The sequence below is a fragment of the Streptococcus parasanguinis genome (assembly GCF_016648855.1).
In the GTDB taxonomy this organism is placed as follows: domain Bacteria; phylum Bacillota; class Bacilli; order Lactobacillales; family Streptococcaceae; genus Streptococcus; species Streptococcus parasanguinis_L.
This window is the reverse complement of the sequence record NZ_JACLQU010000001.1, coordinates 263,552-289,340: the sequence shown is the minus strand read 5'-3', so window position 1 is coordinate 289,340 and position 25,789 is coordinate 263,552. Positions and strand designations below refer to the sequence as shown.

At 43.0% G+C, this 25,789-nt stretch carries 21 protein-coding genes; 18 read left to right on the top strand and 3 right to left on the bottom strand.

Annotation, left to right across the window (positions count from 1 at the left end):
• The first annotated feature begins 112 nt into the window (after positions 1-112).
• The 7 genes from uvrA to nusB all read left to right on the top strand — a co-directional run bounded on the left by uvrA (position 113) and on the right by nusB (position 7,721).
• On the top strand, positions 113-2,938 hold the full coding sequence (gene uvrA / locus H7T92_RS01360) for an excinuclease ABC subunit UvrA (RefSeq protein WP_201036788.1): 2,826 nt from the start codon (positions 113-115) through the stop codon (positions 2,936-2,938).
• Complete coding sequence (locus tag H7T92_RS01355; RefSeq protein WP_201036787.1) at positions 2,935-4,002, top strand: M24 family metallopeptidase; 1,068 nt, start codon at positions 2,935-2,937, stop codon at positions 4,000-4,002. Before uvrA ends, H7T92_RS01355 begins: the two co-directional genes overlap by 4 nt.
• 56 nt (positions 4,003-4,058) lie before the next feature.
• Positions 4,059-5,030, top strand: coding sequence for a TIM44-like domain-containing protein (locus H7T92_RS01350; RefSeq protein ID WP_201036786.1), 972 nt, complete (start codon positions 4,059-4,061; stop codon positions 5,028-5,030).
• A gap of 8 nt (positions 5,031-5,038) precedes the next feature.
• Positions 5,039-6,145 (top strand): SPFH domain-containing protein, encoded by a 1,107-nt coding sequence (locus H7T92_RS01345; RefSeq protein ID WP_201036785.1) that lies wholly within the window; start codon positions 5,039-5,041, stop codon positions 6,143-6,145.
• Positions 6,146-6,310: 165 nt separating this feature from the next.
• Complete coding sequence (efp, locus tag H7T92_RS01340; protein WP_003005479.1) at positions 6,311-6,871, top strand: elongation factor P; 561 nt, start codon at positions 6,311-6,313, stop codon at positions 6,869-6,871.
• A gap of 36 nt (positions 6,872-6,907) precedes the next feature.
• Positions 6,908-7,297, top strand: a complete 390-nt coding sequence (locus H7T92_RS01335; protein WP_003005404.1) for an Asp23/Gls24 family envelope stress response protein — start codon at positions 6,908-6,910, stop codon at positions 7,295-7,297.
• On the top strand, positions 7,290-7,721 hold the full coding sequence (gene nusB, locus H7T92_RS01330; protein WP_003008602.1) for a transcription antitermination factor NusB: 432 nt from the start codon (positions 7,290-7,292) through the stop codon (positions 7,719-7,721). Before H7T92_RS01335 ends, nusB begins: the two co-directional genes overlap by 8 nt.
• A gap of 223 nt (positions 7,722-7,944) precedes the next feature.
• On the opposite strand, the gene H7T92_RS01325 is transcribed toward nusB, so the two are convergent.
• Together H7T92_RS01325 and H7T92_RS01320 are read right to left on the bottom strand one after the other, a co-directional pair.
• Positions 7,945-8,910 carry a LacI family DNA-binding transcriptional regulator gene (locus H7T92_RS01325; RefSeq protein ID WP_045759818.1) on the bottom strand — a complete coding sequence of 322 codons (966 nt, stop codon included), beginning with the start codon at positions 8,908-8,910 and terminating at the stop codon, positions 7,945-7,947.
• Entirely contained in the window at positions 8,891-10,345 is a 1,455-nt protein-coding gene (locus H7T92_RS01320; RefSeq protein ID WP_201036784.1) for a sucrose-6-phosphate hydrolase, read from the bottom strand. The genes H7T92_RS01325 and H7T92_RS01320 overlap by 20 nt, the downstream gene beginning before the upstream one ends.
• A gap of 379 nt (positions 10,346-10,724) precedes the next feature.
• On the opposite strand from H7T92_RS01320, the gene H7T92_RS01315 reads away from it, so the two are divergent.
• From H7T92_RS01315 to H7T92_RS01280, 8 genes are all read left to right on the top strand, one after another.
• Positions 10,725-12,644 carry a sucrose-specific PTS transporter subunit IIBC gene (locus H7T92_RS01315; protein ID WP_201036783.1) on the top strand — a complete coding sequence of 640 codons (1,920 nt, stop codon included), beginning with the start codon at positions 10,725-10,727 and terminating at the stop codon, positions 12,642-12,644.
• 158 nt (positions 12,645-12,802) lie between these two features.
• The gene (scrK, locus tag H7T92_RS01310) at positions 12,803-13,702 is read left to right on the top strand and encodes a fructokinase ScrK (RefSeq protein ID WP_003016958.1); all 900 of its coding nucleotides are present in this window, start codon (positions 12,803-12,805) and stop codon (positions 13,700-13,702) included.
• Positions 13,703-13,949: 247 nt separating this feature from the next.
• Positions 13,950-14,360, top strand: a complete 411-nt coding sequence (locus tag H7T92_RS01305) for a peptide deformylase (protein ID WP_201036782.1) — start codon at positions 13,950-13,952, stop codon at positions 14,358-14,360.
• Positions 14,361-14,494: 134 nt separating this feature from the next.
• Entirely contained in the window at positions 14,495-14,941 is a 447-nt protein-coding gene (locus tag H7T92_RS01300; RefSeq protein ID WP_201036781.1) for a MarR family winged helix-turn-helix transcriptional regulator, read from the top strand.
• The gene (locus tag H7T92_RS01295) at positions 14,938-16,740 is read left to right on the top strand and encodes an ABC transporter ATP-binding protein (protein WP_201036780.1); all 1,803 of its coding nucleotides are present in this window, start codon (positions 14,938-14,940) and stop codon (positions 16,738-16,740) included. The genes H7T92_RS01300 and H7T92_RS01295 overlap by 4 nt, the downstream gene beginning before the upstream one ends.
• Positions 16,733-18,493, top strand: coding sequence for an ABC transporter ATP-binding protein (locus tag H7T92_RS01290; protein WP_201036779.1), 1,761 nt, complete (start codon positions 16,733-16,735; stop codon positions 18,491-18,493). The genes H7T92_RS01295 and H7T92_RS01290 overlap by 8 nt, the downstream gene beginning before the upstream one ends.
• A 594-nt stretch (positions 18,494-19,087) precedes the next feature.
• A complete protein-coding gene (locus H7T92_RS01285) occupies positions 19,088-19,603 on the top strand; it encodes a phosphatase PAP2 family protein (RefSeq protein WP_021153780.1) in 516 nt (171 codons plus the stop codon).
• Between the two features lie 83 nt (positions 19,604-19,686).
• Positions 19,687-20,313 (top strand): GNAT family N-acetyltransferase, encoded by a 627-nt coding sequence (locus H7T92_RS01280; RefSeq protein WP_201036778.1) that lies wholly within the window; start codon positions 19,687-19,689, stop codon positions 20,311-20,313.
• Between the two features lie 21 nt (positions 20,314-20,334).
• Here the strand turns inward: H7T92_RS01280 and queG are convergent, their stop codons facing one another.
• The gene (gene queG / locus H7T92_RS01275; RefSeq protein ID WP_201036777.1) at positions 20,335-21,474 is read right to left on the bottom strand and encodes a tRNA epoxyqueuosine(34) reductase QueG; all 1,140 of its coding nucleotides are present in this window, start codon (positions 21,472-21,474) and stop codon (positions 20,335-20,337) included.
• Positions 21,475-21,589: 115 nt separating this feature from the next.
• On the opposite strand from queG, the gene manA reads away from it, so the two are divergent.
• The 3 genes from manA to H7T92_RS01260 all read left to right on the top strand — a co-directional run bounded on the left by manA (position 21,590) and on the right by H7T92_RS01260 (position 25,770).
• Positions 21,590-22,534 carry a mannose-6-phosphate isomerase, class I gene (gene manA, locus H7T92_RS01270; protein ID WP_201036776.1) on the top strand — a complete coding sequence of 315 codons (945 nt, stop codon included), beginning with the start codon at positions 21,590-21,592 and terminating at the stop codon, positions 22,532-22,534.
• A 280-nt stretch (positions 22,535-22,814) separates the two neighbouring features.
• Positions 22,815-23,555 carry a MerR family transcriptional regulator gene (locus H7T92_RS01265; RefSeq protein WP_201036775.1) on the top strand — a complete coding sequence of 247 codons (741 nt, stop codon included), beginning with the start codon at positions 22,815-22,817 and terminating at the stop codon, positions 23,553-23,555.
• Between the two features lie 370 nt (positions 23,556-23,925).
• A complete protein-coding gene (locus H7T92_RS01260) occupies positions 23,926-25,770 on the top strand; it encodes an APC family permease (RefSeq protein ID WP_201036774.1) in 1,845 nt (614 codons plus the stop codon).
• Positions 25,771-25,789: the final 19 nt, after the last annotated feature.

The following is a 25,789-nucleotide window of genomic DNA, read 5'->3' as shown; positions in this document are numbered from 1 at the left end:
CCTTGTTTTTTTACACCTTAACATTATATCAGAAAAAGGACGGTTTTGGATAAAAGAATACTAAAAAATTTGTTATAATGGAGGTTAACAAAAAGGTGATTAGAGTAAGAACATGCAAGATAAAATTGTCATTCATGGGGCACGCGCCCATAATTTAAAAAATATAGATGTGGAAATTCCCCGGGACAAATTAGTCGTGGTGACGGGTTTGTCTGGTTCTGGAAAGTCCAGTCTGGCCTTTGATACCCTCTATGCAGAAGGCCAGCGCCGCTACGTGGAGAGCTTATCAGCCTATGCCCGGCAGTTCTTGGGAAATATGGAAAAACCAGATGTGGACTCCATTGACGGCTTGAGTCCAGCCATTTCCATCGACCAAAAAACGACCAGTAAAAACCCCCGTTCTACAGTGGGGACGGCAACAGAGATCAATGACTACCTGCGCTTGCTCTATGCGCGTGTAGGGACGCCTTATTGTATCAATGGGCATGGAGCGATTACGGCTTCTTCTGTTGAGCAAATTGTCGATCAAGTCTTAGAATTACCAGAGCGCCAACGCCTGCAAATTCTAGCTCCTATTATTCGCAAGAAAAAAGGCCAGCACAAGAATATCATTGAAAAGGTGCAAAAAGACGGCTATGTCCGGGTGCGGGTCGATGGTGAGATCTATGATGTGACAGAGGTTCCAGAACTATCTAAAAGCAAGCAGCACACGATTGAAGTAGTTGTGGACCGAATCGTGATCAAAGAGGGCATCCGCTCGCGGCTCTTTGATTCGATTGAAGCAGCCCTTCGGATTGCGGATGGTTATGTGGTGATTGATACCATGGATGGCAAGGAACTACTCTTTTCTGAGCATTATGCTTGTCCAGTCTGTGGCTTTACCGTTCCTGAATTAGAGCCCCGCCTCTTTTCTTTCAATGCGCCTTTCGGCTCTTGTCCAGACTGTGATGGGCTGGGTATTAAGCTAGAGGTAGACTTGGATTTGGTGGTGCCAGATGATCGCTTAACCCTTCGCGAAGGAGCACTTTCTCCTTGGAATCCGATCTCTTCCAACTACTATCCACAAATGTTGGAGCAGGCCATGATCCATTTTGGCGTTGATATGGACCGACCTTTTTCCGATCTTTCTCAAGAAGAAAAAGACTTGGTCCTCTATGGTTCAAACGGCAAGGAATTCCACTTCCACTATGAAAATGAGTTTGGTGGGGTTCGGGATATCGAGATTCCTTTTGAAGGGGTCGTAAACAACATTCACCGTCGTTTCCGTGAGACCAATAGTGACTTCACCCGCAACCAAATGCGCTCTTATATGAACGAATTGACCTGTGCGACCTGCCATGGCTACCGTCTCAATGACCAGGCACTTTCTGTTCGTGTTGGTGGGGAGAAAGGGATGCATATCGGGGAAGTGTCAGATCTATCGATTGCGGACCACTTAAAAGCTGTGGATCAGTTGGTCTTAACAGACAATGAAGCTACGATTGCAAGACCGATCCTAAAAGAGATCAAAGATCGTTTGACCTTCTTAAACAATGTAGGCCTTAATTACTTGACCTTGTCACGCTCAGCAGGAACACTATCAGGTGGAGAGAGTCAGCGCATTCGCTTGGCAACCCAGATCGGTTCCAACCTCTCTGGAGTCCTTTATATCTTGGATGAGCCGTCAATCGGCCTCCATCAAAGGGACAACGACCGCCTGATTGCCAGTCTCAAAAAGATGCGTGATTTAGGCAATACCTTGATCGTCGTCGAACACGACGAAGATACCATGAGAGAAGCAGACTACCTGATCGATGTCGGCCCAGGTGCCGGTGTTTTTGGGGGAGAGATCGTTGCGGCTGGAACTCCTAAGCAGGTGGCTCGCAACAGCAAATCCATCACGGGTCAGTACTTGTCCGGCAAGCGCAAGATTCCGGTTCCGACAGAGCGCCGTTCAGGAAATGGTCGCTATATTGAAATTAATGGAGCAAGTGAGAACAACTTACAAGACATCACTGCACGCTTTCCTCTGGGCAAATTTATCGCAGTCACTGGAGTTTCCGGTTCTGGAAAATCGACCTTGATCAATGGCATCTTGAAAAAAGCCATCGCTCAAAAGCTCAACCGCAATTCGGAAAAACCAGGGAAATACAAGACGATTCAGGGGATTGAGCATATCGATCGCTTGATCGACATTGATCAAAGCCCGATTGGTCGGACTCCTCGTTCCAATCCAGCGACCTATACAGGCGTCTTCGATGACATTCGCGATCTCTTTGCTCAGACCAATGAAGCCAAAATTCGGGGCTATAAAAAAGGCCGCTTTAGTTTCAATGTCAAGGGCGGGCGTTGTGAAGCCTGCTCAGGAGATGGGATCATCAAGATTGAAATGCACTTCTTGCCAGATGTCTTCGTTCCTTGTGAGGTCTGCCATGGACGTCGTTACAATAGTGAGACCCTTGAAGTCCACTACAAGGAAAAAAATATTGCAGAAGTGCTGGATATGACGGTCAACAAGGCAGTTGAATTCTTCAAGCACATTCCAAAAATTGAACGCAAACTCAAGACCATCCAAGATGTGGGCTTGGGCTATGTAACGCTGGGGCAACCTGCAACGACTCTATCAGGAGGGGAAGCGCAACGGATGAAGTTGGCTTCTGAACTGCACAAGCGCTCTACAGGAAAATCCTTCTATATCTTGGATGAACCAACGACAGGACTTCATACGGAGGATATCTCGCGCTTGATCAAAGTCTTAGAGCGGTTTGTGGATGATGGCAATACAGTCCTTGTGATTGAGCACAATTTGGATGTCATTAAGACAGCAGACCATATCATCGATTTAGGACCAGAAGGCGGTGTCGGTGGCGGAACCATTATTGCGACTGGAACGCCAGAAGAAGTAGCAGCAAATCCTGCTAGCTACACAGGACAATATTTGAAAGGAAAATTACAATGAATCAACGGATCAGCAACTTAAGAAACAAAATGAAAGCCCAAAACCTCAAAGCGGTATTGATTAACAATTTGAAAAATGTTTATTATTTGACTAATTTCTGGGGTTCAAACGGGACCGCTTTGGTGACAGAAGAACGCGTGGTACTCTTTACAGATTCGCGCTACACCATCCATGCCCATGCGACTTGTTTCCCCTTTGTAGAGATTGTTGAAACCCGCGATGAGTTGACTGCAGCTGCAGAGATCGTTAAGGACCTTGGCATCAAAGAACTTGGTTTTGAGGACGAAGTGACGGTGGCCTACCATGCCCGTATGGCTTCTGTTTTCAGTGGCATTACCCTTCAATCCCTAGCGAATTTTGTCATGGAATTGCGCTTGATTAAGGATGAAACGGAGATTGCGGCCATTAAAAAAGCTTGTAGCATCTCTGACCAAGCCTTCCATGATATTTTGGATTATATCAAGGTAGGGCAAACGACAGAGTTGGAAGCAGCGACTTTCCTCGATTTTAGAATGCGGGAGTTGGGAGCTTCTGGTGTATCTTTTGATATTATTTCAGCAGCTGGTGAACGCTCTGCCATGCCTCACGCGACTCCAAGTGATCGGGTCATTTCAGCAGGAGATGCCTTGACCCTTGATTTTGGTTGCTTGTATGACCACTATGTCAGCGATATGACACGGACTATCTATGCGGGTCATGTCAGCGACAAGGAAAGAGAAATTTACGAAACTGTTTTGAAAGCCAATCAAGCCTTGATTGCTGCGGCTAAAGATGGACTTGGCTTCCGTGATTTTGATAAAATCCCACGCGATGTGATCGAAGCAGCCGGCTATGGTCAATACTTCACTCATGGAATCGGTCATGGAATTGGGCTAGATATCCACGAAGAACCATACTTCAGCCAAACGTCTAAAGAAGTGATTCAAGCAGGGATGGTCTTAACAGATGAGCCAGGTATTTATATCGAAGGTCTCTCTGGTGTGCGGATCGAAGATGACCTCTTGATCACAGAAAAAGGCTGTGAAGTCTTGACTCTTGCTCCTAAAGAATTGATTGTCCTATAAAATAGACAGTATTTTCTTAACCCCTGTGTAACATACAAAGATAAGAAAAGAGGCCTATGAAAAAACGAAGTGTAATAGTTGGAATTTTTCTACTAGTCCTGCTGTTTGTATTTGCTCCTCGGGCTCATGCTGGTGTCGGCAATACGCATAGTGGTGGTAGTAGCACTATTCATTCTGGCGGTGGTGGTGGTAGTAGCTGGTCTGGAGGTGGCAGTAGCTGGTCTGGAGGTGGCAGTAGCTGGTCTAGTGGATCCAGTAGCTACAGTTCTGGTTCTGGAACAGACTCTGATGGTGTAGTAGCAATTTTTGCTATCGTTGGATTGATTGGATTTGTCTATAATATTGCAAAAGAAGCTAATGAAAGTGATGAATCATTTTCTTCAAACAGTGGTCCAAAACGGACAACCGAAGAACGGGCTGGTCGACCAATTGAGAACAACTATGAAGCGATTCGCCGTATCCGTAAACTGGATCCAATGTTTGATGAAGACCGCTTCTTATCGCAAGTCAAGCTGGTTTATCTTCAATTGCAGTCTGCCTGGACAGAAAAAGATTGGAATTCCGTGCGGAATCTAGAAAGTACGAGTCTTTATGAGCAACACTTGACACAGTTGCAAGAGCATATTCGCGCCAAAACAACCAATGTTCTAGAGCGCGTATGTGTGGAAGATTCCAAGATCAAAGACTTTATCGAAAATCCAGAAGGCAATGACCGCATCGAAGTCATTCTGTCATCGACGATGAGAGATTACATCCGAAGTGATGAAACGGGCCGTGTGATCGAAGGGGATCCAACCAAAGATCTCTTTACCGTTTACCGCATGGTCTTCCTCCGTGAACATGGAGCCCAGACAGAGATCATTAAGAATTCAGAAGTCGTTAGTGATCACTGTCCGAACTGTGGTGCGCCACTGACCATCGATTCAATCGACAAGTGTGAATATTGCCAAGCATCCTTGAAGCACAATCCAAAAGATTGGGTCTTGGATGTCTACGAAGTTGTGGATGAAATTGAATTCTACAGATAGGAGAATGTATGGGATTTATTAAAGCAGCCCTTTCAGCGGGCATTTCAAGTTTTCAAGATAGTAAATTTAAGGAAGCCATTACCTTGCCAGAAGCTGTTCCAGCAACTGCTTTGGCCATTAAGGGACAGCTCTTAACCAAAGATCCAGATGGGCGCTCTCGTCAGAGTAACCAAAATACGGGTCTATTGACAGATGGTTCTGTCGTCATCGTTCCCCAAGGCTATGTTGCTCTCTTGGTCAATAATGGAACTTTTCTAGGAGACCTTCTAGAAGCAGGGAGCCACGAATGGCAAGCCGGTGAAAATGCCTGGTTGTTTGAAAAAGGTGGTGTGAAAGGAACGTGGGATCAGTTCAAGAATCGTTTCTCATTTGGAGGCCAAGTGGTCACCCAACAAGAAATTATTTTTGTGCGGATGCAACCTTTTACAGGAAATAAATTTGGCACTCAAAATCCAGTCGAGTACTTTAGCGACCGTTACCAACAACTTCTTAGTATTCGTTTTTATGGTCTTTATGATGTTAAAGTGGCAGATCCTGTACTCTTTTACATCAGTGCAGTCAGTCGTCAAATCACTGCAGATAAGCCATTTACCTTGGAAGATGTGGCTCAGGGCACCTTGCGCCAAAATCTAGCACCAAAAATTGCAGTGGCTATTTCAAAATATACGGCTGAAAATAAGGCGGACATTTACAATATCAATGTTGACCAAGACGTCTTCAATGAAGTTGCAAAACGCGAAGTCAACAAAACTTGGACAGAATTATATGGTATCGAATTAACCAACGTCCTCATCGAAGATTTGAGCTACGATGCAGACAGTATGGCCAAGGTCAATAAACTGGACAGTGAATTGGCAGCGATGAAGTACAATACCATTGAAATCGAAGAACGTCGTGCTCGCAATGAGGCCTTGGTCGCTGCTGCTAAAAATGAAGGTGGCAATGGCATGAACATGATTATGGGGATGAACTTGGGTCAAGCACTTGGCAATGACCTTCAAAAGCAAGCCTCTCCAGCTCAAGACAAGCCTCATACCTTCTACATTGAAGTAGATGGAAAATATGTCCATGTCACCAAAGATGCTGATGGCAACATTGTGCCTGTGGACCAATAAGGAATAGTGAAGCTGGAGTTGGAGGTATAGAGATTCTAAGGACTCGTTCTTGCAATCTCTCTCCACCTTCTAGCCTTCCTAAAAAGAGAAAATTGCTGTTTGAGAAAAATCAAATAGTGTGTTACAATAAAGAGTAATCTATTTTTAAAAAAGAGGTAATAAAACATGATCGAAGCAAGTAAATTGAAAGCTGGTATGACTTTTGAAACAGCTGACGGAAAATTGATCCGCGTTTTGGAAGCTAGCCACCACAAACCAGGTAAAGGAAACACTATCATGCGTATGAAATTGCGTGATGTCCGTACTGGTTCAACATTTGATACAAGCTACCGTCCAGAAGAAAAATTTGAACAAGCGATTATCGAAACTGTTCCAGCTCAATACTTGTACAAAATGGATGATACAGCCTACTTCATGAACACTGAAACATATGACCAATATGAAATTCCAGTTGTGAATGTAGAACAAGAATTGCTTTACATCCTTGAAAACTCAGAAGTAAAAATTCAATTCTACGGAAGCGAAGTCATCGGTGTAACAGTTCCTACAACTGTTGAATTGACTGTTGCAGAAACTCAACCATCTATCAAAGGTGCTACAGTGACTGGTTCTGGTAAACCTGCTACAATGGAAACTGGTTTGGTCGTAAACGTTCCTGATTTCATCGAAGCTGGACAAAAATTGGTCATTAACACTACTGAAGGAACTTACGTTTCTCGTGCATAAGAGACATCTCAGGGTGTCAAATAGAAAGGAACTTCTATGGCAACTGAACAATTTGGTGACATCGTTATTGCACCACGTGTATTAGAAAAAATTATTGCGATTGCGACAGCAAAAGTAGAGGGTGTCTATTCGCTTGAAAATAAGAGTGTTTCAGATAGCTTATCCAAACGCTCACTTGGACGTGGCGTCTACCTTCATACCGAGGAAGATGGTCAAGTTTCAGTAGACATCTATCTCTATTTAGAATATGGAGTGGCTGTACCATCTGTCGCTGTAGCCATTCAAAAAGCAGTCAAGTCAGCAGTTTATGATATGGCAGATGTAACCTTGGATGCTGTCAACATTCACGTTGTCGGTATCGCAACGGAAAAATCTCCAAAACCAGACTTGAAAGACTTGTTTAATGAGGACTTCCTCAATGACTGATGAAATTTTATTAGAATCACGTCGAGATTTGCGTGAGCGCGCCTTCCAAGCCTTGATGGCCTTGGAATACGATGGAGACATTGTTGAAGCTTGTCGCTTTGCTTATCTACATGACAAGGACCTAGCAGAAGACAAAGAAGTCGATCTTCCTGCCTTTCTCATGAATCTCGTGACGGGTGTCTATCAGTCAAAAGATCAACTAGACCAACAAATCGGTCAACATTTGAAAACCGGCTGGACTGTTGAGCGCTTGACCTTGGTAGAGAAAAACATCCTTCGTCTGGGAATTTATGAAATGACAGAGTTTGATACACCACAGATCGTCGCAGTCAATGAAGCGGTGGAATTGGCCAAGGCCTTTTCAGATGAAACCTCTTCACGATTTGTCAACGGTGTCCTCAGTCAATTTGTGACAGAAGAATAAGTAAAAAGGGAGTGGGAAAGAACTCCAACTAGTTAAAAGAGTTCGTTTTCCCACCCCCGCACAGTTGATTAGGTCATCTTTGGAGCTTAAAAGGCGAACAAAGATGCCAATCAACCACTGCGTCATACAGTTATTTCTATTATATATAAAAGGCTAGACAGTTTTTGCCCAGCCTTTTTTTGACGAATAACAACCCCTACAGTATAGAACTGTAGGGGTTGTTTTAGACACTTTTTCCAGAGTGGAGACTAACGGGCAAGAAATAACCGGTAGTCGCTACTTTTTTTCCTTCGATCTTTTGGAGTAAAAGATCCACCATGAGGATAGCAATGTCTTCGAGGGGTTGTTGGATGGTTGTCAGTTCAGGTGTATAGGTCTCGATGAATTGGGTTCCATCATAACCAATCACTTTCAAATCCTGAGGAATCTGAATATCTAATTCTCTAGCGACTTTCATGATCAAGATCGCCGTCAAATCATCGGAGGCAAAGATAGCATCTGGTTTTTGCTGGGTTAAGATCTGTTTGATTTCCATTTCTTTGCGAATAGGGGAGAAATCACTGGAAACATTAATGATCATGGACTCAGGTAAAACCGATGCAAAGCCTGCGTGACGCAAGCCTGTTGGGGAGTTGGAGTTGTCATTACCTGTGATCATGATGATATTTCGGGCTCCGGTTTTTACTAAAGTTTCTGCTGCAAGCACCCCTCCAGCGTAGTTGTCTGAAGAGACAACCGGAATTTCTGGGGAGAGGTTGCGGTCAAAAGCAATGATAGGAGCAGTTACCCGGTTGTAATCTTCAATGCCTAAATTATGACTTCCTGAAATGATGCCATCTACCTGGTTGGCCTCCAACATCTCAATGTATTCGCGCTCTTTTTCGGAGTCGTGTTCACTATTGCAGATGATGGTTTTATAGCCGTGTTTGAAGAGTTGGTGCTCTAGTTTGTCGATTAATTCAGCATAGAAAACATTGCTGATGTTGGGAAAGATCAAGCCGACTAACTTGGCTGATTTTCCTTGGAGACTACGAGCAACATTGTTAGGTTTATAGCCCAATTCTCGCATGGCTTCTTGGACTTTTTGGATCGTTTTTTCAGACAGGTATCCTTTTTTATTGATGACCCGTGAGACAGTAGTAGGGCTGACACCGGCGAGTTTGGCGACATCAGTTAGCTTTGCGACCATAATCAAGTTCGTAGTAAGTTCCAGTAGGGGTTCCAGACTTGATCAAGATTCCATTTTGATCCGCATGTGGGTAGACCCGACCAGAAAATACTTTTTCTCCTTTATTAATAAAGATTTCAAAAATTGAATTGTCAATGAAAATATTAGCAGTCGTCGCTTGGTTAGCGATTGTGCAGCTACGGCTCGTACCGAATTCTTGGGCATATTGCTCACCAGCCTGGCTACGATCCACTGTGACCAATCCTTTAGCCAGATCAAATGTGAGAACTAAGCCCTTTCCTTCTGCATCTGCAAAGAGGACGATTTCATTCTGGCTATCTTTTTCAAACTGCAATTCCAATTCATAGCAGTTCTTGGTTTGAGCCTTGTTGGCAAATGCCTCACTCTCAGCGCGCAAGTCCTTGATCGCTTCAACTGGGTATTGGTAGAGCTTGCCATCTTTGATGGTTAATTCTTTGACCAGTGAGAGAGCTCCTTGGTAGTCATAGGAATCTGTTGGATAAGAAACGTCTGGAAGACCTAGCCAGCTAACAGCATAGGCACGTCCATCAGGTGCATTAAATCCTTGAGTGGCATAGGCTTCAAAACCATAGTCGAGATTATGCAATTCAGATACATCAACCATTTTGGCCTTTTCTGGGTCAAAGCTTGCCCCGATCTTGTACATATTTGGATAGATATTGTCATAATCGAGAACGGATTTATCTAAGCCTTGAGGGCAGTAGAGAAGAACGGGTTGGTCTCCAACAAAGACTAGGTTGGGACATTCCATCATATAAGCTGTCCGATCGTTTGCAAAATCCAAGTCACCGACTGCAATCCAGTTGGTATAGTCGTTATCTACAGCCTTATAGAGACGGATGAATCCTTTCTTCTCAAGGTCTTGACCGCCAACGATAGCGTAGAATTGACCCTTGAAATTAAAAATCTGTGGGTCACGGAAGTGATCCGTAGAGTCAGCCGGTTGATCAATCAAGATTTTGTCAATTTTTTCAATCTTTCCGTCCTTGTCCATCAAAGCACCGACTTGGTAAGGATGACGAACCCATTCTGCATCACGGACATTTCCGGTGTAGAATAGGAATAGTTTGTCACCAAACTGCATAGCTGATCCGGAATAAGCTCCATGGCTATCCAGATCTGTGTCTGGAAGAAGCGTTACCCCAGTTTCTTTGAAATGAACCAAGTCTTCACTTTCTGTTTGTACCCATGATTTTAACCCATGGGCTGCACCAAATGGGAAATTTTGGTAAAACAAGATCCATTTTCCATCAAAGTAGGAAAAACCGTTAGGATCATTTAAGAGACCAGCTTTTGGCTCTACATGGTAGTGTGTATGCCAAGGAGATTTCGCCATGTTTTCTTGGATGGCTTGCTTTTCATCTTCTGTCCAGTCTTCGTAACGTCTGTAACGACGTTCAGTTGTCCATTCCATTTTATTCCTCCGAATTTTTTCTTACTTCCATAGTACCGATTTCCTATTAAAAATGCAAGCGATAAATGAAAAAAATGGCAAAAAATGTCAAACGATTGACATCTATTTTGTAGCTTGAAGAAAAGAGGAGAAGTTGGAAATCTATGAAAAAATGAAAGAAAATGAAAATAAAAGACTGGTTTAAAGTGCTAAAAAGCGTAGTATAGGCTTGTCTCAAAATGAAAATAGTTTCATGCTATCAAAAGGTGTCAAAAAGTCCAAAAAAGTTTCAAAAAAATCCTGCAAAACGGTTGACATATTTTCAATACGTGGTACAATTAAAAACGTAGAGGCGGGTGAACCGTTTTCAAAACAATAAAAAATAAGGAGATTTTTGCAAATGTCAAATACAGAAATTGCAAAAAAAGTCATCGATGCAATCGGTGGGGTTGAGAACGTTAGCAGTGTTGCTCACTGTGCGACTCGTCTTCGCGTGATGGTAAAAGATGAATCAAAAATCAACAAAGATGTTGTTGAGAACATTGAAAAAGTACAAGGTGCTTTCTTTAACTCAGGTCAATACCAAATCATCTTTGGTACTGGTACTGTAAACAAGATCTATGATGAAGTGGTAGCTCTTGGCTTACCAACATCATCAAAAGATGAAATGAAAGCTGAAGCTGCTAAACAAGGAAACTGGTTCCAACGTGCGATCCGTACCTTTGGAGACGTTTTTGTGCCAATTTTACCAGCGATCGTTGCAACTGGATTGTTTATGGGGATTCGCGGTGCTATTGCTCAAGACCAGGTTTTGGCTTTGTTTGGTACAACAGCAGACGCATTTAAATCTACTGATTTTTATACCTATTCAACAATTTTAACTGATACCGCGTTTGCCTTCTTCCCAGCCTTGATTTCATGGTCTGCGTTCCGAGTATTTGGAGGAAATCCTGTTCTTGGGATTGTAATTGGTTTGATGATGGTTAGTCCGACACTTCCAAATGCGTGGGTTGTTGCGGAAGATCCTTCTAAAGCAGCAACATATTTTGGTATCTTCCATCATGTGGTTGGATTCCAGAACTCAGTTCTTCCCGCTTTCTTCGTTGGTCTAATTGGTGCGAAACTTGAAAAATGGCTCCATAAGAAAATTCCAGATGTCTTAGATTTGTTATTGGTTCCATTATTCACATTGACAATCATGTCATTCCTCGCTTTGTTTATTATTGGTCCATTCTTCCACAGTATCGAAGAATATGTACTAAATGTAACTAAGTTTATTTTGAATTTACCATTTGGTCTTGCAGGTCTTCTTATTGGTGGCGTTCATCAGTTGATTGTCGTTACCGGCGTCCATCATATCTTTAATCTTCTTGAATCACAATTAATTACTGCAGATAAAAAAGATCCATTTAATGCAATTATTACAGCTGCTATGACTGCGCAAGCTGGTGCTACTTTAGCAGTGGCAGTAAAATCTAAATCTCAAAAAGTGAAAGCTTTAGCATTCCCAGCAACTATTTCTGCTTTGCTAGGTATTACTGAGCCTGCAATCTTCGGGGTGAACTTGCGTTATGTGAAACCATTCGTTATTGCTTTGGGAGCAGGTGCTGTAGGTGGTTGGATTGCATCTATGTTAAATCTGGCTGGTACAGGATTTGGTATTACAATTATTCCAGGTACACTTCTCTATCTAAATGGTCAATTATTGAAATATGTATTTATGGTTGTATTTACAACTGCACTAAGTTTCGGTTTGACTTATATGTTTGGTTATGAAGATGAAGCTTCATCAGTTCCTGCAGAGGACAAAGAAGCTGGTGCAATTATTGAAGAAGAAACAACTGGAGTTATTCCAGCATCTCTTCAAGACGAAACCATTATCTCTCCGATCGTTGGTCAAGCTGTTGCTTTGTCTGATGTGAATGATCCTGTCTTCTCAAGTGGTGCGATGGGACAAGGAATTGCCATCAAACCAACTGAAGGCGTTGTCTATGCACCAGCGGATGCTGAAGTAACCATTGCTTTTGCAACGGGTCACGCTTACGGTTTGAAAACAGCTAATGGTGCTGAAATCTTGATCCACGTTGGGATTGATACAGTATCAATGAACGGTGAAGGATTTGATCAAAAAGTAGCTCAAGGCGATAAAGTTAAAGCTGGTGATGTCCTTGGTACATTTGATGCAGCGAAAATTGCCACAGCTGGTCTTGAAGACACAACTATGGTGATCGTCACTAACACAGCTGACTTTGCTTCTGTCACACCTGTTGCAACTGGATCTGTTGCGAAGGGTGATGCAATCATCGAAGTTAAAGCTTAATCGAAAAATAAGTTCTCAAGGACTGGTCTATCATCTCCAGTCCTTGAATTTTATTTCTCAAAAAAGGTGTGTTTTTTCTTTAGAGAAGAGAAAAAGATTGACTACAAAATATGCTATAATAAATACAGGATATTTTTCATAATAAAAAAGGAGCCAACATGACAAAATTATATGGAAGTTTGGAAGCTGGCGGTACAAAATTTGTTTGTGCAGTTGGTGATGAAAACTATAATGTTGTGGAAAAAGTACAATTTCCAACAACCAAGCCAATTGAGACGATTGATAAGTGTATTGAATTTTTCTCAAAATTTGAGGATCTAGTTGGGCTTGCGATTGGTTCATTTGGACCAATTGATATCGATCCAAATTCAAACACTTATGGTTTCATCACAACGACTCCAAAACCGAATTGGGCCAATGTAGATATCGTTGGGGCCTTCCGTCGTGCCTTGAATGTACCTATCTATTTCACGACAGATGTGAATAGCTCTGCCTATGGCGAAGTGGTAGCACGCAATAACGCGGGTGGTCATATCGAAAACTTGGTTTACTATACAATCGGAACAGGAATCGGAGCTGGTGTCATCCAACGTGGTGAGTTTATCGGGGGAGCTGGACACCCAGAAATGGGACACTACTATGTGGCTCAACACCCAATGGATGTGGAAAAAGAATTCAAGGGTGTTTGTCCTTTCCACAATGGCTGTTTGGAAGGCTTTGCGGCTGGTCCTAGTCTCGAAGCTCGTACAGGTATTCGTGGGGAAAACATTGAACTCAACAGCAATGTATGGGATATTCAAGCCTACTACATCGCACAAGCAGCAGTGAATGCGACAGTTACCTTCCGCCCAGACGTCATTGTCTTTGGAGGAGGAGTCATGGCTCAACAACATATGTTAGATCGTGTTCGCACGAAATTTACTGCTCTTTTGAACGGTTACCTCCCTGTACCAGATGTGAGAGATTATATTGTGACACCTGCAGTTGCTGGCAATGGTTCAGCGACCTTGGGGAACTTTGTCCTTGCAAAAGAAGTGAGCGAGAAGCTTAAAAAATAAGAAGCAATTGTCTCTTAGAGGTTAGAAACAAGAGCGAGGAGGCTGGGACAAAAGTCCTAGCCTCTCAATTATTTTTGGATTGTCGATCAAGACGCAGTGCTTGAGTGGGCTCTACTACGCTGATTTCATCAGCTTTTACAGCCCTACTCAACTGTGCGGAGGTGGGACGACGAAATCGAATTCTAACGAATTACTGATTTCTGTCCCACTCTCTTCTTTCATCTATCTATCAAGAAGTGAGGAAGAAATGAAAAAGAATATTGTAAAAGATGTCTTATTTTTGGGTCAAAAGTCAGAAGAAGCGACACCTGAGGATCGCACCTTGGCTTTGGATTTGCAGGACACCTTAAATGCTCATCTCCTTGAGTGTGTGGGTTTAGCGGCTAATATGATCGGGGTGAAAAAACGGGCGATTATCATCCGAATGGGAAGTGAAAATCTGGTCCTGTTTAATCCTGTTCTCCTTGAAAAGAAAAAGCCTTACCAAACAGAGGAAGGATGCTTATCCTTGGTAGGGATTCGGCCAACCACTCGTTATGAGGAGATTTCAGTGGCCTATCGAGATGTGAATTGGAAAGCAAAAACGATTCGTTTGTCAGGTTTTCCAGCCCAGATCTGTCAGCATGAAATGGATCATCTAGAAGGCATTATTATCTAAAGATGAAGGATGGAGTCGATTCGGCTCCATTTTTTAGTTCTTATAGAAACTTTTTTCTTGACAGGGATCTTTTTTGTGCTAAAATAGTTCTCATAGTAACTTTAAAGTTCTTATGAGAACTATTTGGAGGAATGATGGACAAACCGTTACAAGAATTTAAAAAAATCGGCCATCTCATTCACCTCATGGTAGAAAGAGAGGCCAAGAAGCAGGGGCTTGAATTTAGCGCAGGACCCCAAGGTCAGGTATTGAGCTTCTTATCTCATCGTGAAAAGGAGGGAAAAGTGACCTTGATTCGGGATGTTGAGCAGGAACTTCATATCGCAAAATCAGTGACCAGTAACCTGATCAAGCGGATGGAGAAAAATGGCTTTATTTATTTAGAGGCTAGTCCGACCGATAAACGGGCCAAGTATGTCTACCTAACAGACAGTGTGAAAAACAAGTTGAATGACATGAAACAATTCTTTGAGGAAGTGGACCAGAAGATGATGGTGGGTGTATCAGATGAAGAATTGGCCATCTTTTTCAAGGTCATGCATCAATTTTATGAGAATATGAAAAAAAGGAGTGAGGAATGATCAATATGTTTCGGCGGTTAACCGCCAAAGAATGGGGCATGATTGCCCTTAGTACGGTCTTTATCTGTCTGGCTGTTTGGATGGATTTAAAGACTCCTGAATACTTATCTGATATCACGACCCTCTTAGCTAAGGATGGGACCAAGGTTTCTGATATTATGGATCCGGGAAGCAAGATGTTGCTCTTCTCTTTTGGAAGCTTTTTGATGGCAGTTTTTGTGGGCTTTTTAGCTTCAAGAGTCGCTGCCAGCTTTACGACGCGGCTTCGAGGAGAGATTTTCCATCAAGTGATGGATTACTCTGATGCCGAGATCAAGAAATTCTCTGTTCCCTCTCTCTTGACCCGGACGACCAACGATTTGACTCAATTGCAAATCATGATTGTCATGGGGATGCAAGTCGTGACGCGTGGTCCCATTATGGCAATTTGGGCTTTGACCAAGATTTGGGGCAAGAGCGATGCTTGGACAACTTCTGTTGGGATTGCGGTCTTGATGGTCTTGATTCTGCTATCTGTTCTGGTTCTTATTGCCTTTCCACGCCAGCAAAAGGTTCAAGGTTTGACCGATGCTTTGAATGCGACGACACGAGAGAGTTTGACTGGGGTGCGAGTGGTTCGCGCCTACAATGCAGAAGCTTATCAAAATGAAAAATTCCAGGCTGAAAACAAGGGCTTAACCCGTCTAAATCTCTTTGTTTATCGTTTGATGTCTTTAATGAACCCGGTTATGACAGTGGTATCAAGTGGGTTGACCCTGGCTATCTACTGGATTGGGGCGCACTTGATCAATGATATCGCCATGCCAAAAGATCCTACAAAGATCCTCGCCAGTCCTGCATTAGCGGATCGGACCAAGGTCTTCTCAGATATGATCACCTTCTCCTCTTACGCCATGCAGGTTGTCATTGGCTTTATGATGATGGTGGCCATCTTGATTATCCTTCCTCGTGCCTTGGTATCCGCAAAACGGATTAATCAGGTCTTGGCTCTTGAACCGTCTGTAGCCTTCCCAAGTGAGTCAAAAGAAACAACAGGCCAAGCAGGTACAGTAGAATTTCAAGACGTTTCCTTCCGATATGGACGGACTTCCCGTGCTGTGATTGAGCACGTGACCTTCTCAGCTCAGAAAGGACAAACCGTTGCCTTCATCGGATCAACTGGTTCTGGTAAATCCACTTTGGTCAATTTAATCCCGCGTTTTTACGATGCGACAGAAGGAAAGATCTTAGTGGATGTGGTGAATGTCAAGGACTATAGCCACCAAGAATTGAACAATAAAGTCGGCTACATTCCACAAAAAGCAGTGCTCTTTAGTGGCACGATTCGCTCCAATATGGAATTTGGGGAAAGTAGCCAAGGAAAATTAGAGGATGAAGCCATCTGGAAAGCTCTTGAATTGGCCCAAGCCAAAGAGTTTGTTGCCGCAAAAGAGAAGGGCTTGGATACAGAAGTAGCGCAAGGAGGAAGCAACTTCTCTGGAGGACAACGTCAACGTTTGGCGATTGCGCGTGCCCTTGCACGCAAGCCCGAGATCCTCATCTTTGATGATTCCTTCTCAGCCCTGGATTATAAAACAGATCGGATCTTGCGACAAGCCCTAAAAGAAAAGTTGGCAGATACGACCAAATTGATCGTTGCGCAACGGATTTCGACCATTATGGATGCGGATTTGATTTTGGTCTTGGATCAAGGGAAGGTCGTCGGTCAAGGTACCCACAAGGAATTGCTTGCGACCAATGAAGTCTATCAAGAAATTGCCTATTCACAATTGTCTAAGGAGGAGTTGGAACATGCATAAAACAAAACAAGAATCGTCCCTTTGGAGACAACTTTCTCCCTATTTGAAGGGCTTCCACCTATTTTTCCTAGTTGCTATCCTCTTTTCGGTCGTATCGAGTATTATCACGGTTATTGGACCGGATAAATTAAAAGAAATCACGGATACTATCACAAAAGGGATGGGAGGAGTCATTGATATTGACAAGATCACTTCGATTGCTCTGACCTTAGCCATCCTTTATGGAGTTGGAGCACTAGTGTCCTACAGCAGTAGCTTCATTATCTCAACGATGATTCAGCGCTTCGCAGAACGCTTGCGCAATGCCATCGCTGAAAAGATCAATCGTGTACCCCTCCAATATTTTGATAGTCACGAACAAGGAGATACCTTGTCTCGTGTGACCAATGACGTGGATTTGATGACCCAATCCTTTAACCAAAGCTTGGTTCAAATGGTCTCCTCTATCGTCTTATTGATCGGCTCCATCTTCATGATGTTTAAGACGGACTGGCACTTAGCTGTCACAGCGATTGTATCCGTCTTTGCTGGCTTTGCTCTTTCTAGCATCATTATGGTCAAGAGTCAGCCTTTGTTTAAACAGCAACAAGATAATCTTGCCAAAGTTTCAGGCTATGTTGAAGAAATCTATAGTGGCCACAATGTTGTTATTTCCTATAATGGCCGCCATCAAGCCAAAGATCATTTTGATGCCATCAACCAAGATTTGTACCATAGCATGTGGAAATCCCAATTCTTCTCTGGGATCATGATGCCCTTGATGCAGTTTGTAGGGAATTTCGGCTATGTCATGGTCTGTATCGTTGGGGCTGTCCTCACCATTAATGGAGACATTACCATCGGGACCATTGTGGCCTTTATGACCTATGTCCGCATCTTTACCCAACCAATTGGTCAAATGGCCCAAGGAATTACCCAATTGCAATCAGCCAGTGCTGCTATGGGGCGTGTCTTTGAATTCTTAGACGAAGAAGAAATGGAAGACGAATCCCAAAAAACACGTCAATTGGAAACACCAAAAGGTCATGTCACCTTTGAGCATGTTCGCTTTGGCTATTCACCAGACAAGACTATTATCCATGACTTTACAGCTGAAGCCAAACCGGGGCAAAAAGTGGCCATTGTTGGTCCGACAGGTGCAGGTAAGACGACCATGGTCAATCTCTTGATGCGTTTTTACGACATTCAAGCTGGTAAAATTACCATCGATGGTGTGGATACTAAGGCCATGAGCCGAGAAGAAGTTCATGATGCCTTTTCGATGGTCTTGCAAGATACCTGGCTATTTGAGGGGACCATTCGAGAAAACCTGGTCTTCAATCAAACGGATATTTCAGACGAAGCGGTGGAAGCAGCAACACGAGCTGTTGGGGTCCATCACTTTATTCGGACCTTGCCGAATGGTTATGACACCGTGCTAGATGATTCTGTCACCTTGTCCGTCGGTCAAAAGCAACTCTTGACCATTGCGCGTGCCCTCTTGAAGGATGCCCCGCTCCTCATCTTGGATGAAGCAACCTCATCTGTCGATACCCGTACAGAAGAGTTGATTCAAAAAGCCATGGACAAACTCATGGAAGGCCGGACCTCCTTTGTCATTGCCCATCGCTTGTCCACTATCCGTAATGCGGATCTGATTCTCGTGATGAAAGATGGAAATATTATCGAGCAGGGTAACCACCAAGAACTCATGAGCCAAAATGGATTCTATGCTGATCTCTACAATAGTCAATTCACAGAAGAAGTAGCGTAAGAACAAGATACAAAGCCCGTAAAATGCCAGTGAAAATAGGAAATTCTTGCAGTGAGCCATGCTCACAAGAGAATTTATCTTTTTCACACAGCATTTAGGGCGTGTTCAATTCGTGTAACGGCAAGCACGATGGACGACTCGAACTCCTCAAGTGGATGGTATCGATCCACCTTGGTCCTGTCGCATTTCATCAAGATACAAAGGGCGTAACATACAAAGTGAAAAAATGAGAGTGGGACAGAAATCGGTAATTCGTTAGAATTCGATTTCGTCGTCCCACCTCCGCACAGTTGAGTAGGGCTGTAAAAGCTGATGAAATCAGCGTAGTAGAGCCCACTCAAGCACTGCGTCTTGATCGACAATCCAAAAACAATTAAGAGGCTAGGACTTTTGTCCCAGCCTCATTTTTTTATCGATAATAGTAATGGAAAAGACGTTTCTTGGAGACAGAAAAATGATAAATCATCAGATTTTAGTGCTAAATCATGTGAAAAAGAAGAAAGAAAGGATAAAAAAGAAGCTTGGCTTGACAGGCTTTCTTAGGATCGCGTATACTAGTAGTACAAAAATGAGATGATAGACAGGAGTGCCAACATGAAGCCCAATCTTCAAGATTATCCGAAATTTTATCGTTGGCTAACCCTGCCTTTTACGAGAAAGCCACATCGTGTGCAGGTTCTTCAAAGGATGAGTCGAATCTTGACGTTCGTGATGCCAGGTATCTACGGCCTGGTCTTTTGTTGGCTGTTTTTTAAGAAAACTTCAATGGGAGAAATCTGGCCTTTTATCTGGATCCCTGCTTCGGGTTTTGTCTTGTTTAGCCTCTTTCGTCATTGGGTCAATGTTCCGAGACCTTATGAGAAATGGGAGATTCAACCCTTATTAGAAAAGAATTCATCCGGACATTCCTTTCCTAGCCGACATGTTTTTTCGGCCACCATTATCTCGATGTGTGTCTGCCAGTTGTCGCTTCCGCTAGGAATGTGCTCCATGCTCCTATCTCTTCTATTAGCCCTTGTCCGAGTTATTGGAGGGGTTCATTATCCCAAGGATGTTCTCGTCGCTTGGGGGCTGGGACTCGTTTGGGGAGGACTCTTTTTGCTGGTTTGAATGAACAAATTGCTGAAAATTGACCTTTGTCTAAGAGCGAGGGATAGTGTATACTGGAAAGTAGACTTAGAATAGGAGAGAAGATGAAGTACAGAAAAGCAGAAAAAGCAGATCTGGATCAGGTGGTTCGAGTAGCCAGTGCAGCCTTTGAGGACTATCTATTTTTAAAAGTTATCAAGGATTTGGTGCGTGATCCCAAGCAATACCCAGCCTTTGTTGAGGCAATGATGCGCATCCTGGTAAAGGTTTTTCTTAAGCACCATATTTGCCTTGTGGCAGAAAAAAATGATGAAATTTATGCAGTTGCCTTGTTACAAAAGGGACCGATTCCTTTTCGAGTCTATCTCTTAAATGGGGGATTTGGCTTGCTCAAGTTTATTTCCTTGAAGAATATGTTGGCCTACTTTAAATTTATGGAGGACACGGATAAGGAATTGGAGCAAAATGTAGACTTTGATTGGTATTTGATGCTTCTCGCAGTCGCCCCTAAACACCAACGGCAGGGCTATGGCAGTCGCTTTATGACAGAAGGAATTGAGCCTTTCTTGGAAGAGAACCAAGGAAAAAAACTAGCCTTTTATACCAATACCAAAGGAAATGTCTATTTTTACACGAAAAATGGTTACAAGGAAGTCTATTCAAGTGAGATTAGCTTTAACCAAGTAGAGATGGGTAGTTGGTATTTCTTGAAGGAACTAAAAAAACACTAAGGTTGTAACCTTAGTGTTTTTTCATTGTAGTTGTGAAACTGCTTGAATGCCGAATTTTTCAAAGAAAGCAGTTCGTTCTTCTATGATAGCATTAGTCGGATGTTTGATATTCCGTAAGAGCTCAACAAGGTCTGGAGTGACTTCACGGAGCAGTTGCCCTAAAGACCAGATAGCCGTTGCAATATGGATCTGATTTTGCGAGGTCTCGATGATGTTCAGGAGTTTAGGGATGGCTGAGCGGTCATTAGCATTTGCTAGTGCGATAATGGCATTGCGCTGGAGGATATTCTTGCCTCGCCAGCTTCCGGCAACGTTTCCAAATTTTTCCTTAAATTGTCCGTTAGACAGTTCGATAAAAGGAATCAACTCTGGATGAGCCAGATCAGGATCGATTTCTGTTGCCAAGGGATTATCCAGCCCTTTGTTATAAGGGCAGCTAATCTGACAGATGTCACATCCATAGATGACCGTTTTAATTTTCTTGCGAAATTCTAGGTCCATCATGCCCTTGTCCTGAGTTTGGAAGGACAAACAGCGTTTTGCATTCATAGAGCCATCTCCGATTAGGCAGGAGGTTGGGCATGCATCTAAACAACGTCGACAGTCTCCACAACCATAGTCGACAGGATGATCTGGTTCAATTTCGAGATTGGTAATCAATTCCCCCAAAAACATGTAAGAACCGTATTCTTTTGAAATGACTAAGCCATTTTTTCCGATAAAGCCAATTCCAGCTCGTTGGGCGACAGCCGTATCAACCAGTGCTCCAGTATCGACCATGCCCTTGTATTCAAAATCTTGCGTCATTTCTTCAATTCCAGCAGCTAAGCGGTTGAGCTTGTCTTGAAGGACATAATGGTAGTCTAATCCCCAGCTGTTGGGCGTGAATTTTCCTCTTTTATAGGCTGTTTTTTGAGGTTGTTGCTTGAGTTTGTGGGGGTAGGCGACAGCGATTGAGATGATCGTCTTTGCGGAGGAGAGACTTAATTTGGGGTGGATGCGCTCTTCAATATTCTTATGCTCGAATCCAGAATTCCGTCCTTCCTCAACGGCCAAGCGGAGCGATTTTTCCAAATAAGCAAAGTCATCAGCAGTTGTAAATCCAATTTTTGAAATCCCAATAGAATGTGCCAGTTGGATAATATTTTCTTTTAGTGTCATCTTTTCCATTATACACAAAAATGAAGATTCTGGCGAGAAAGGAAACGATCAGGAAGGGCTTTCAAAAGCTTTCTTTTTTTTGTATAATAGAAACATGAAATGTGAGGAGGATATTATGGTACAACCATTATTTTTACATTCAGTGATGCAGGAAAAAATTTGGGGAGGAACACGTCTAAAAGAGGAATTTGGTTACGACATTCCGAGTGACCATGTCGGTGAATTTTGGGCGATTTCGGCCCATCCGCATGGCGTTTCTAAAGTGGCCAATGGTCCATACGAAGGAATGGGATTGGATCAGCTCTATCAAGAGCACCGAGAATTATTCGGCAATCGTAAAGAGCCTGTCTTTCCTTTATTAACAAAGATTTTGGATGCTAACGACTGGCTTAGTGTACAGGTGCACCCGGATGATACCTATGCCATGGAGCATGAGGGAGAACTTGGAAAAACCGAGTGTTGGTATGTGATTGCGGCTGACGAAGGATCAGAGATTATCTATGGACACAATGCCGAGTCAAAAGAAGAACTCCGCCAGCAAATCGAAGATAAAAACTGGGATGCCTTGCTGACAAAAGTTCCAGTCAAGGCTGGAGATTTCTTCTATGTGCCAAGTGGAACCATGCACGCAATTGGATCTGGAATCTTGATTCTTGAAACCCAACAGTCGAGTGATACCACCTACCGGGTTTATGATTTTGACCGCAAGGATGCTCAAGGAAATTTGCGAGAGCTTCATCTAGAAAAATCAATTGATGTGTTGAATATTGGGGAGCCAGCTAATAGCCATCCAGATACAGTTGTGATCGATGATCTTCGGATGACGACCTTGGTTGCAAGTGATTTCTTTACGGTTTATAAGTGGGAACTTACTGGAAAAGCTAATTTTGAAAAGACTGCCGATTACAGCTTATTGAGCGTCTTAACTGGAGAAGGAAAATTGACTGTAGATGGAAAGGATTATCCTATTCAAAAAGGAAGTCACTTTATCTTGCCAAGCGATGTTGAATCTTGGACTTTGGAAGGGCAAGGTTTAGAATTGATTGTAAGTCACCCATAAAAACAAAGGGTTTGAGTAAAACGCAATGGAACTACTCAAGCTTTTTTTCTGAAATAAAACTATTTTTATGTTAAGTCTTGACTCTGACCTAAGGGGAGGGGTTATACTATCCTTGTAATACTCTTCGAAAATCAAATTCAAACCACGTCAGCGTCGCCTTACCGTATATATGTTACTTACTTCGTCAGTTCTATCTACAACCTCAAAGCAGTGCTTTGAGCAACCTGCGGCTAGCTTCCTAGTTTGCTCTTTGATTTTTATTGAGTACAAGGAGGAAATCATGTACCATATCAAAAAAGCTGCAGAGCTGTCGGGTGTCTCTATCAAGACCTTGCACCACTATGATAAGATAGGGCTTCTAGTCCCTGTGAAATCTGAAAATGGCTATCGAACATACAGCCAAGAAGATTTAGAACGCTTACAGGTAATTCTCTATTACAAGTATCTAGGTTTTTCCTTGGACCAAATAGCAGAACTCTTAGCCGAAGAAAAGTCTAACTTATTGCCCCATTTGACCAAACAGTTAGATTATTTGACTCAAGAAAGAAAACGTTTGGATACCTTGATTTCCACCTTGCAAAAAACCATTCAAGAACAAAAAGGAGAAAGACAAATGACAATTGAGGAAAAATTTACTGGATTTAGCTACCAAGATACTCAAAAATACCAGCAAGAGGCGGTAGACAAGTATGGTCAAGAAGTCATGAACCAAGCGCTTGAACACCAAAAAGGTCGAGAAGATGAGGCAACAAGAGCCTTTAACCAAGTTTTTCAAACTTTGTCGCAAAATCTCAAAGATGGTCTACCCGTATCAGCAAATGAAAACCAAGATCAAGCAGCCAAACTTTTAGATGCGATTCGAACGTATGGATTTGACTGCTCTATAGAGGTTTTTGGCCATATCGGCAAAGGCTATGTCTATAATCCAGAATTCAAGGAAAACATCGACAAGTTTGGAGTTGGTACAGCCCAGTACACTTCGAATGTCATTGCCTTTTATGTCGAAAATCAGGCGAAATAAAAAAGTGAGAGTGGGACAGAAATCGGTAATTCGTTAGAATTCGATTTCGTCGTCCCACCTCCGCACAGTTGAGTAGGGCTGTAAAAGCTGATGAAATCAGCGTAGTAGAGCCCACTCAACCACTGCGTCTTGCTCGACATCCAAAAATAATTGAGAGGCTAGGATTTTTGTCCCAGCCTTGTTTTTTGCTTAGAAAAAATTAAAAAGAAACGGTTCTATCTATGGGAGGTGGAAGGAAAGAATGAAAACTTTATGAAAATTACACAATTTCGGTTGACAGTCTTGAAAAAAAGGAGTAGAATAACCCCTGTTTTATGAAAAAGAGGCAGGGAATTCCCGGCCTCATGATCTTTTTTTCAAGGAGTTTTTTATGTTTTCAACATTGAAAAAATGGTTTATTGGCCGTCCGTTGAAATCTGGTGCAGAAGGTGAAGGAGGGTTGCTAGGGAAGATGCAGGCCTTGGCCATGCTCTCTAGTGACGCGCTTTCTTCTATCGCCTATGGTCCAGAGCAAGTTATCTTGGTCTTGATGACCGTATCAGCAGGAGCCATTTGGTGGTCCATTCCAATTGGGATTGTGGTTCTAGTTCTCCTAGCCAGTTTAACGATTTCTTATCGCCAGGTCATTCATGCCTATCCCCAAGGAGGAGGAGCCTACATGGTGACTACGGAGAACTTGTCTCCCAAAGCAGGTTTGATCGCTGGTGGTAGTCTCTTGGTCGACTACATGCTGACGGTAGCAGTATCTGTTTCTTCCGGTGCAGATGCCATCACGTCAGCGATTCCCTCTCTTCATCCTTATAATCTTCACATTTCCATTTTGTTGGTCTTGATCTTGATGCTGATGAACCTGAGGGGATTGCGCGAATCGGCGACATCGTTGATGATTCCGGTCTACCTTTTCATTGTCAGTACCATTGCCTTGATCGGCTATGGTGTGATCCAAATTTTGACTGGTCAATTGGCCTATAACGCGACTGCTCATGTGGGTCAAACCATTTCAGGGGTTAGTGTCATTCTCTTGTTGCGGGCCTTTACGAGTGGATCAGCTTCCCTAACAGGGGTTGAAGCTATCTCCAATTCGGTTCCTTTCTTTAAGAAACCAAAAGCAAAGAATGCAGCCTCTACCTTGACCATCATGGCTTTGATTTTAGGGATCATGTTTGCAGGGATTACCTTCCTCAATTACTGGGTGGGTGTTGTACCAGCAAAAGGGGTAACAACTCTAGCTCAAATGGCCCAAGCTATCTTAGGAAATTCTCCGGTCGGACAAGCCTTCTTCTACGTTTTCCAATTATCAACAGCCTTGATCCTGGCAGTTGCGGCGAATACTGGGTTCTCAGCCTTTCCAATGTTGGCCTTTAACATGGCTAAAAACAAATACATGCCACACATGTATATGGAAAAAGGGGATCGTCTGGGCTATTCCAATGGGATTTTGACCTTGGCGATTGGTGCCATCGTCTTGCTCTTGATCTTTGATGGGCAAACAGAAAGCTTGATTCCGCTTTATACCATTGGGGTCTTCATTCCTTTTGCCCTTTCTCAAACAGGGATGGTTATCCACTGGAAACGCCAATATCAAAAAGGATTTCTCAAGTATTCACTTGCCAATATCCTCGGGGCAGCCATCTGTTATGGGATTGTCTTGATCCTCTTGCTGTTCCGTCTGCGTGAGATCTGGCCCTTCTTCCCTATTATCGGTCTTTTGCTTTGGATGTTCTTGAGTATCCGTAATCACTATGATAAAGTTGCGGCTCAATTGCGCTTGGGAGGTAAGATCGAAAAGACAAGTTATGCGGGCAATACCGTGATCGTCCTTGTCGGAAATGTCACTCAGGTAAGTGTGGGAGCGATGAGTTATGCCAATAGCCTCGGAAATGACGTCATAGCCATGCACGTCTCAACAGAAGAAACCAAGGTTAAAGATGCAGAGGTGGCAGAAGAATTTAAGCACTATTTCCCTCATATTCGCTTTGAAAATGTCATGACGAGCTACCGGGATATTATTCAACCAACAGTTGAATTTGTCTCCAAAGTAGCTGAGGAAGCTAAGGAAAAAGGCAATACCGTCACAGTATTAGTCCCTCAATTCATCCCTAAAAAACATTGGCAAAATATTCTCCATAACCAAATGAGTTTGAAATTGAAGTACGCACTTCGTTGGCATGAAGAAGTGGTTGTGGCAAGCTATTCTTACCATTTGTCTGAATAACTATCGCATATAGAAAAGA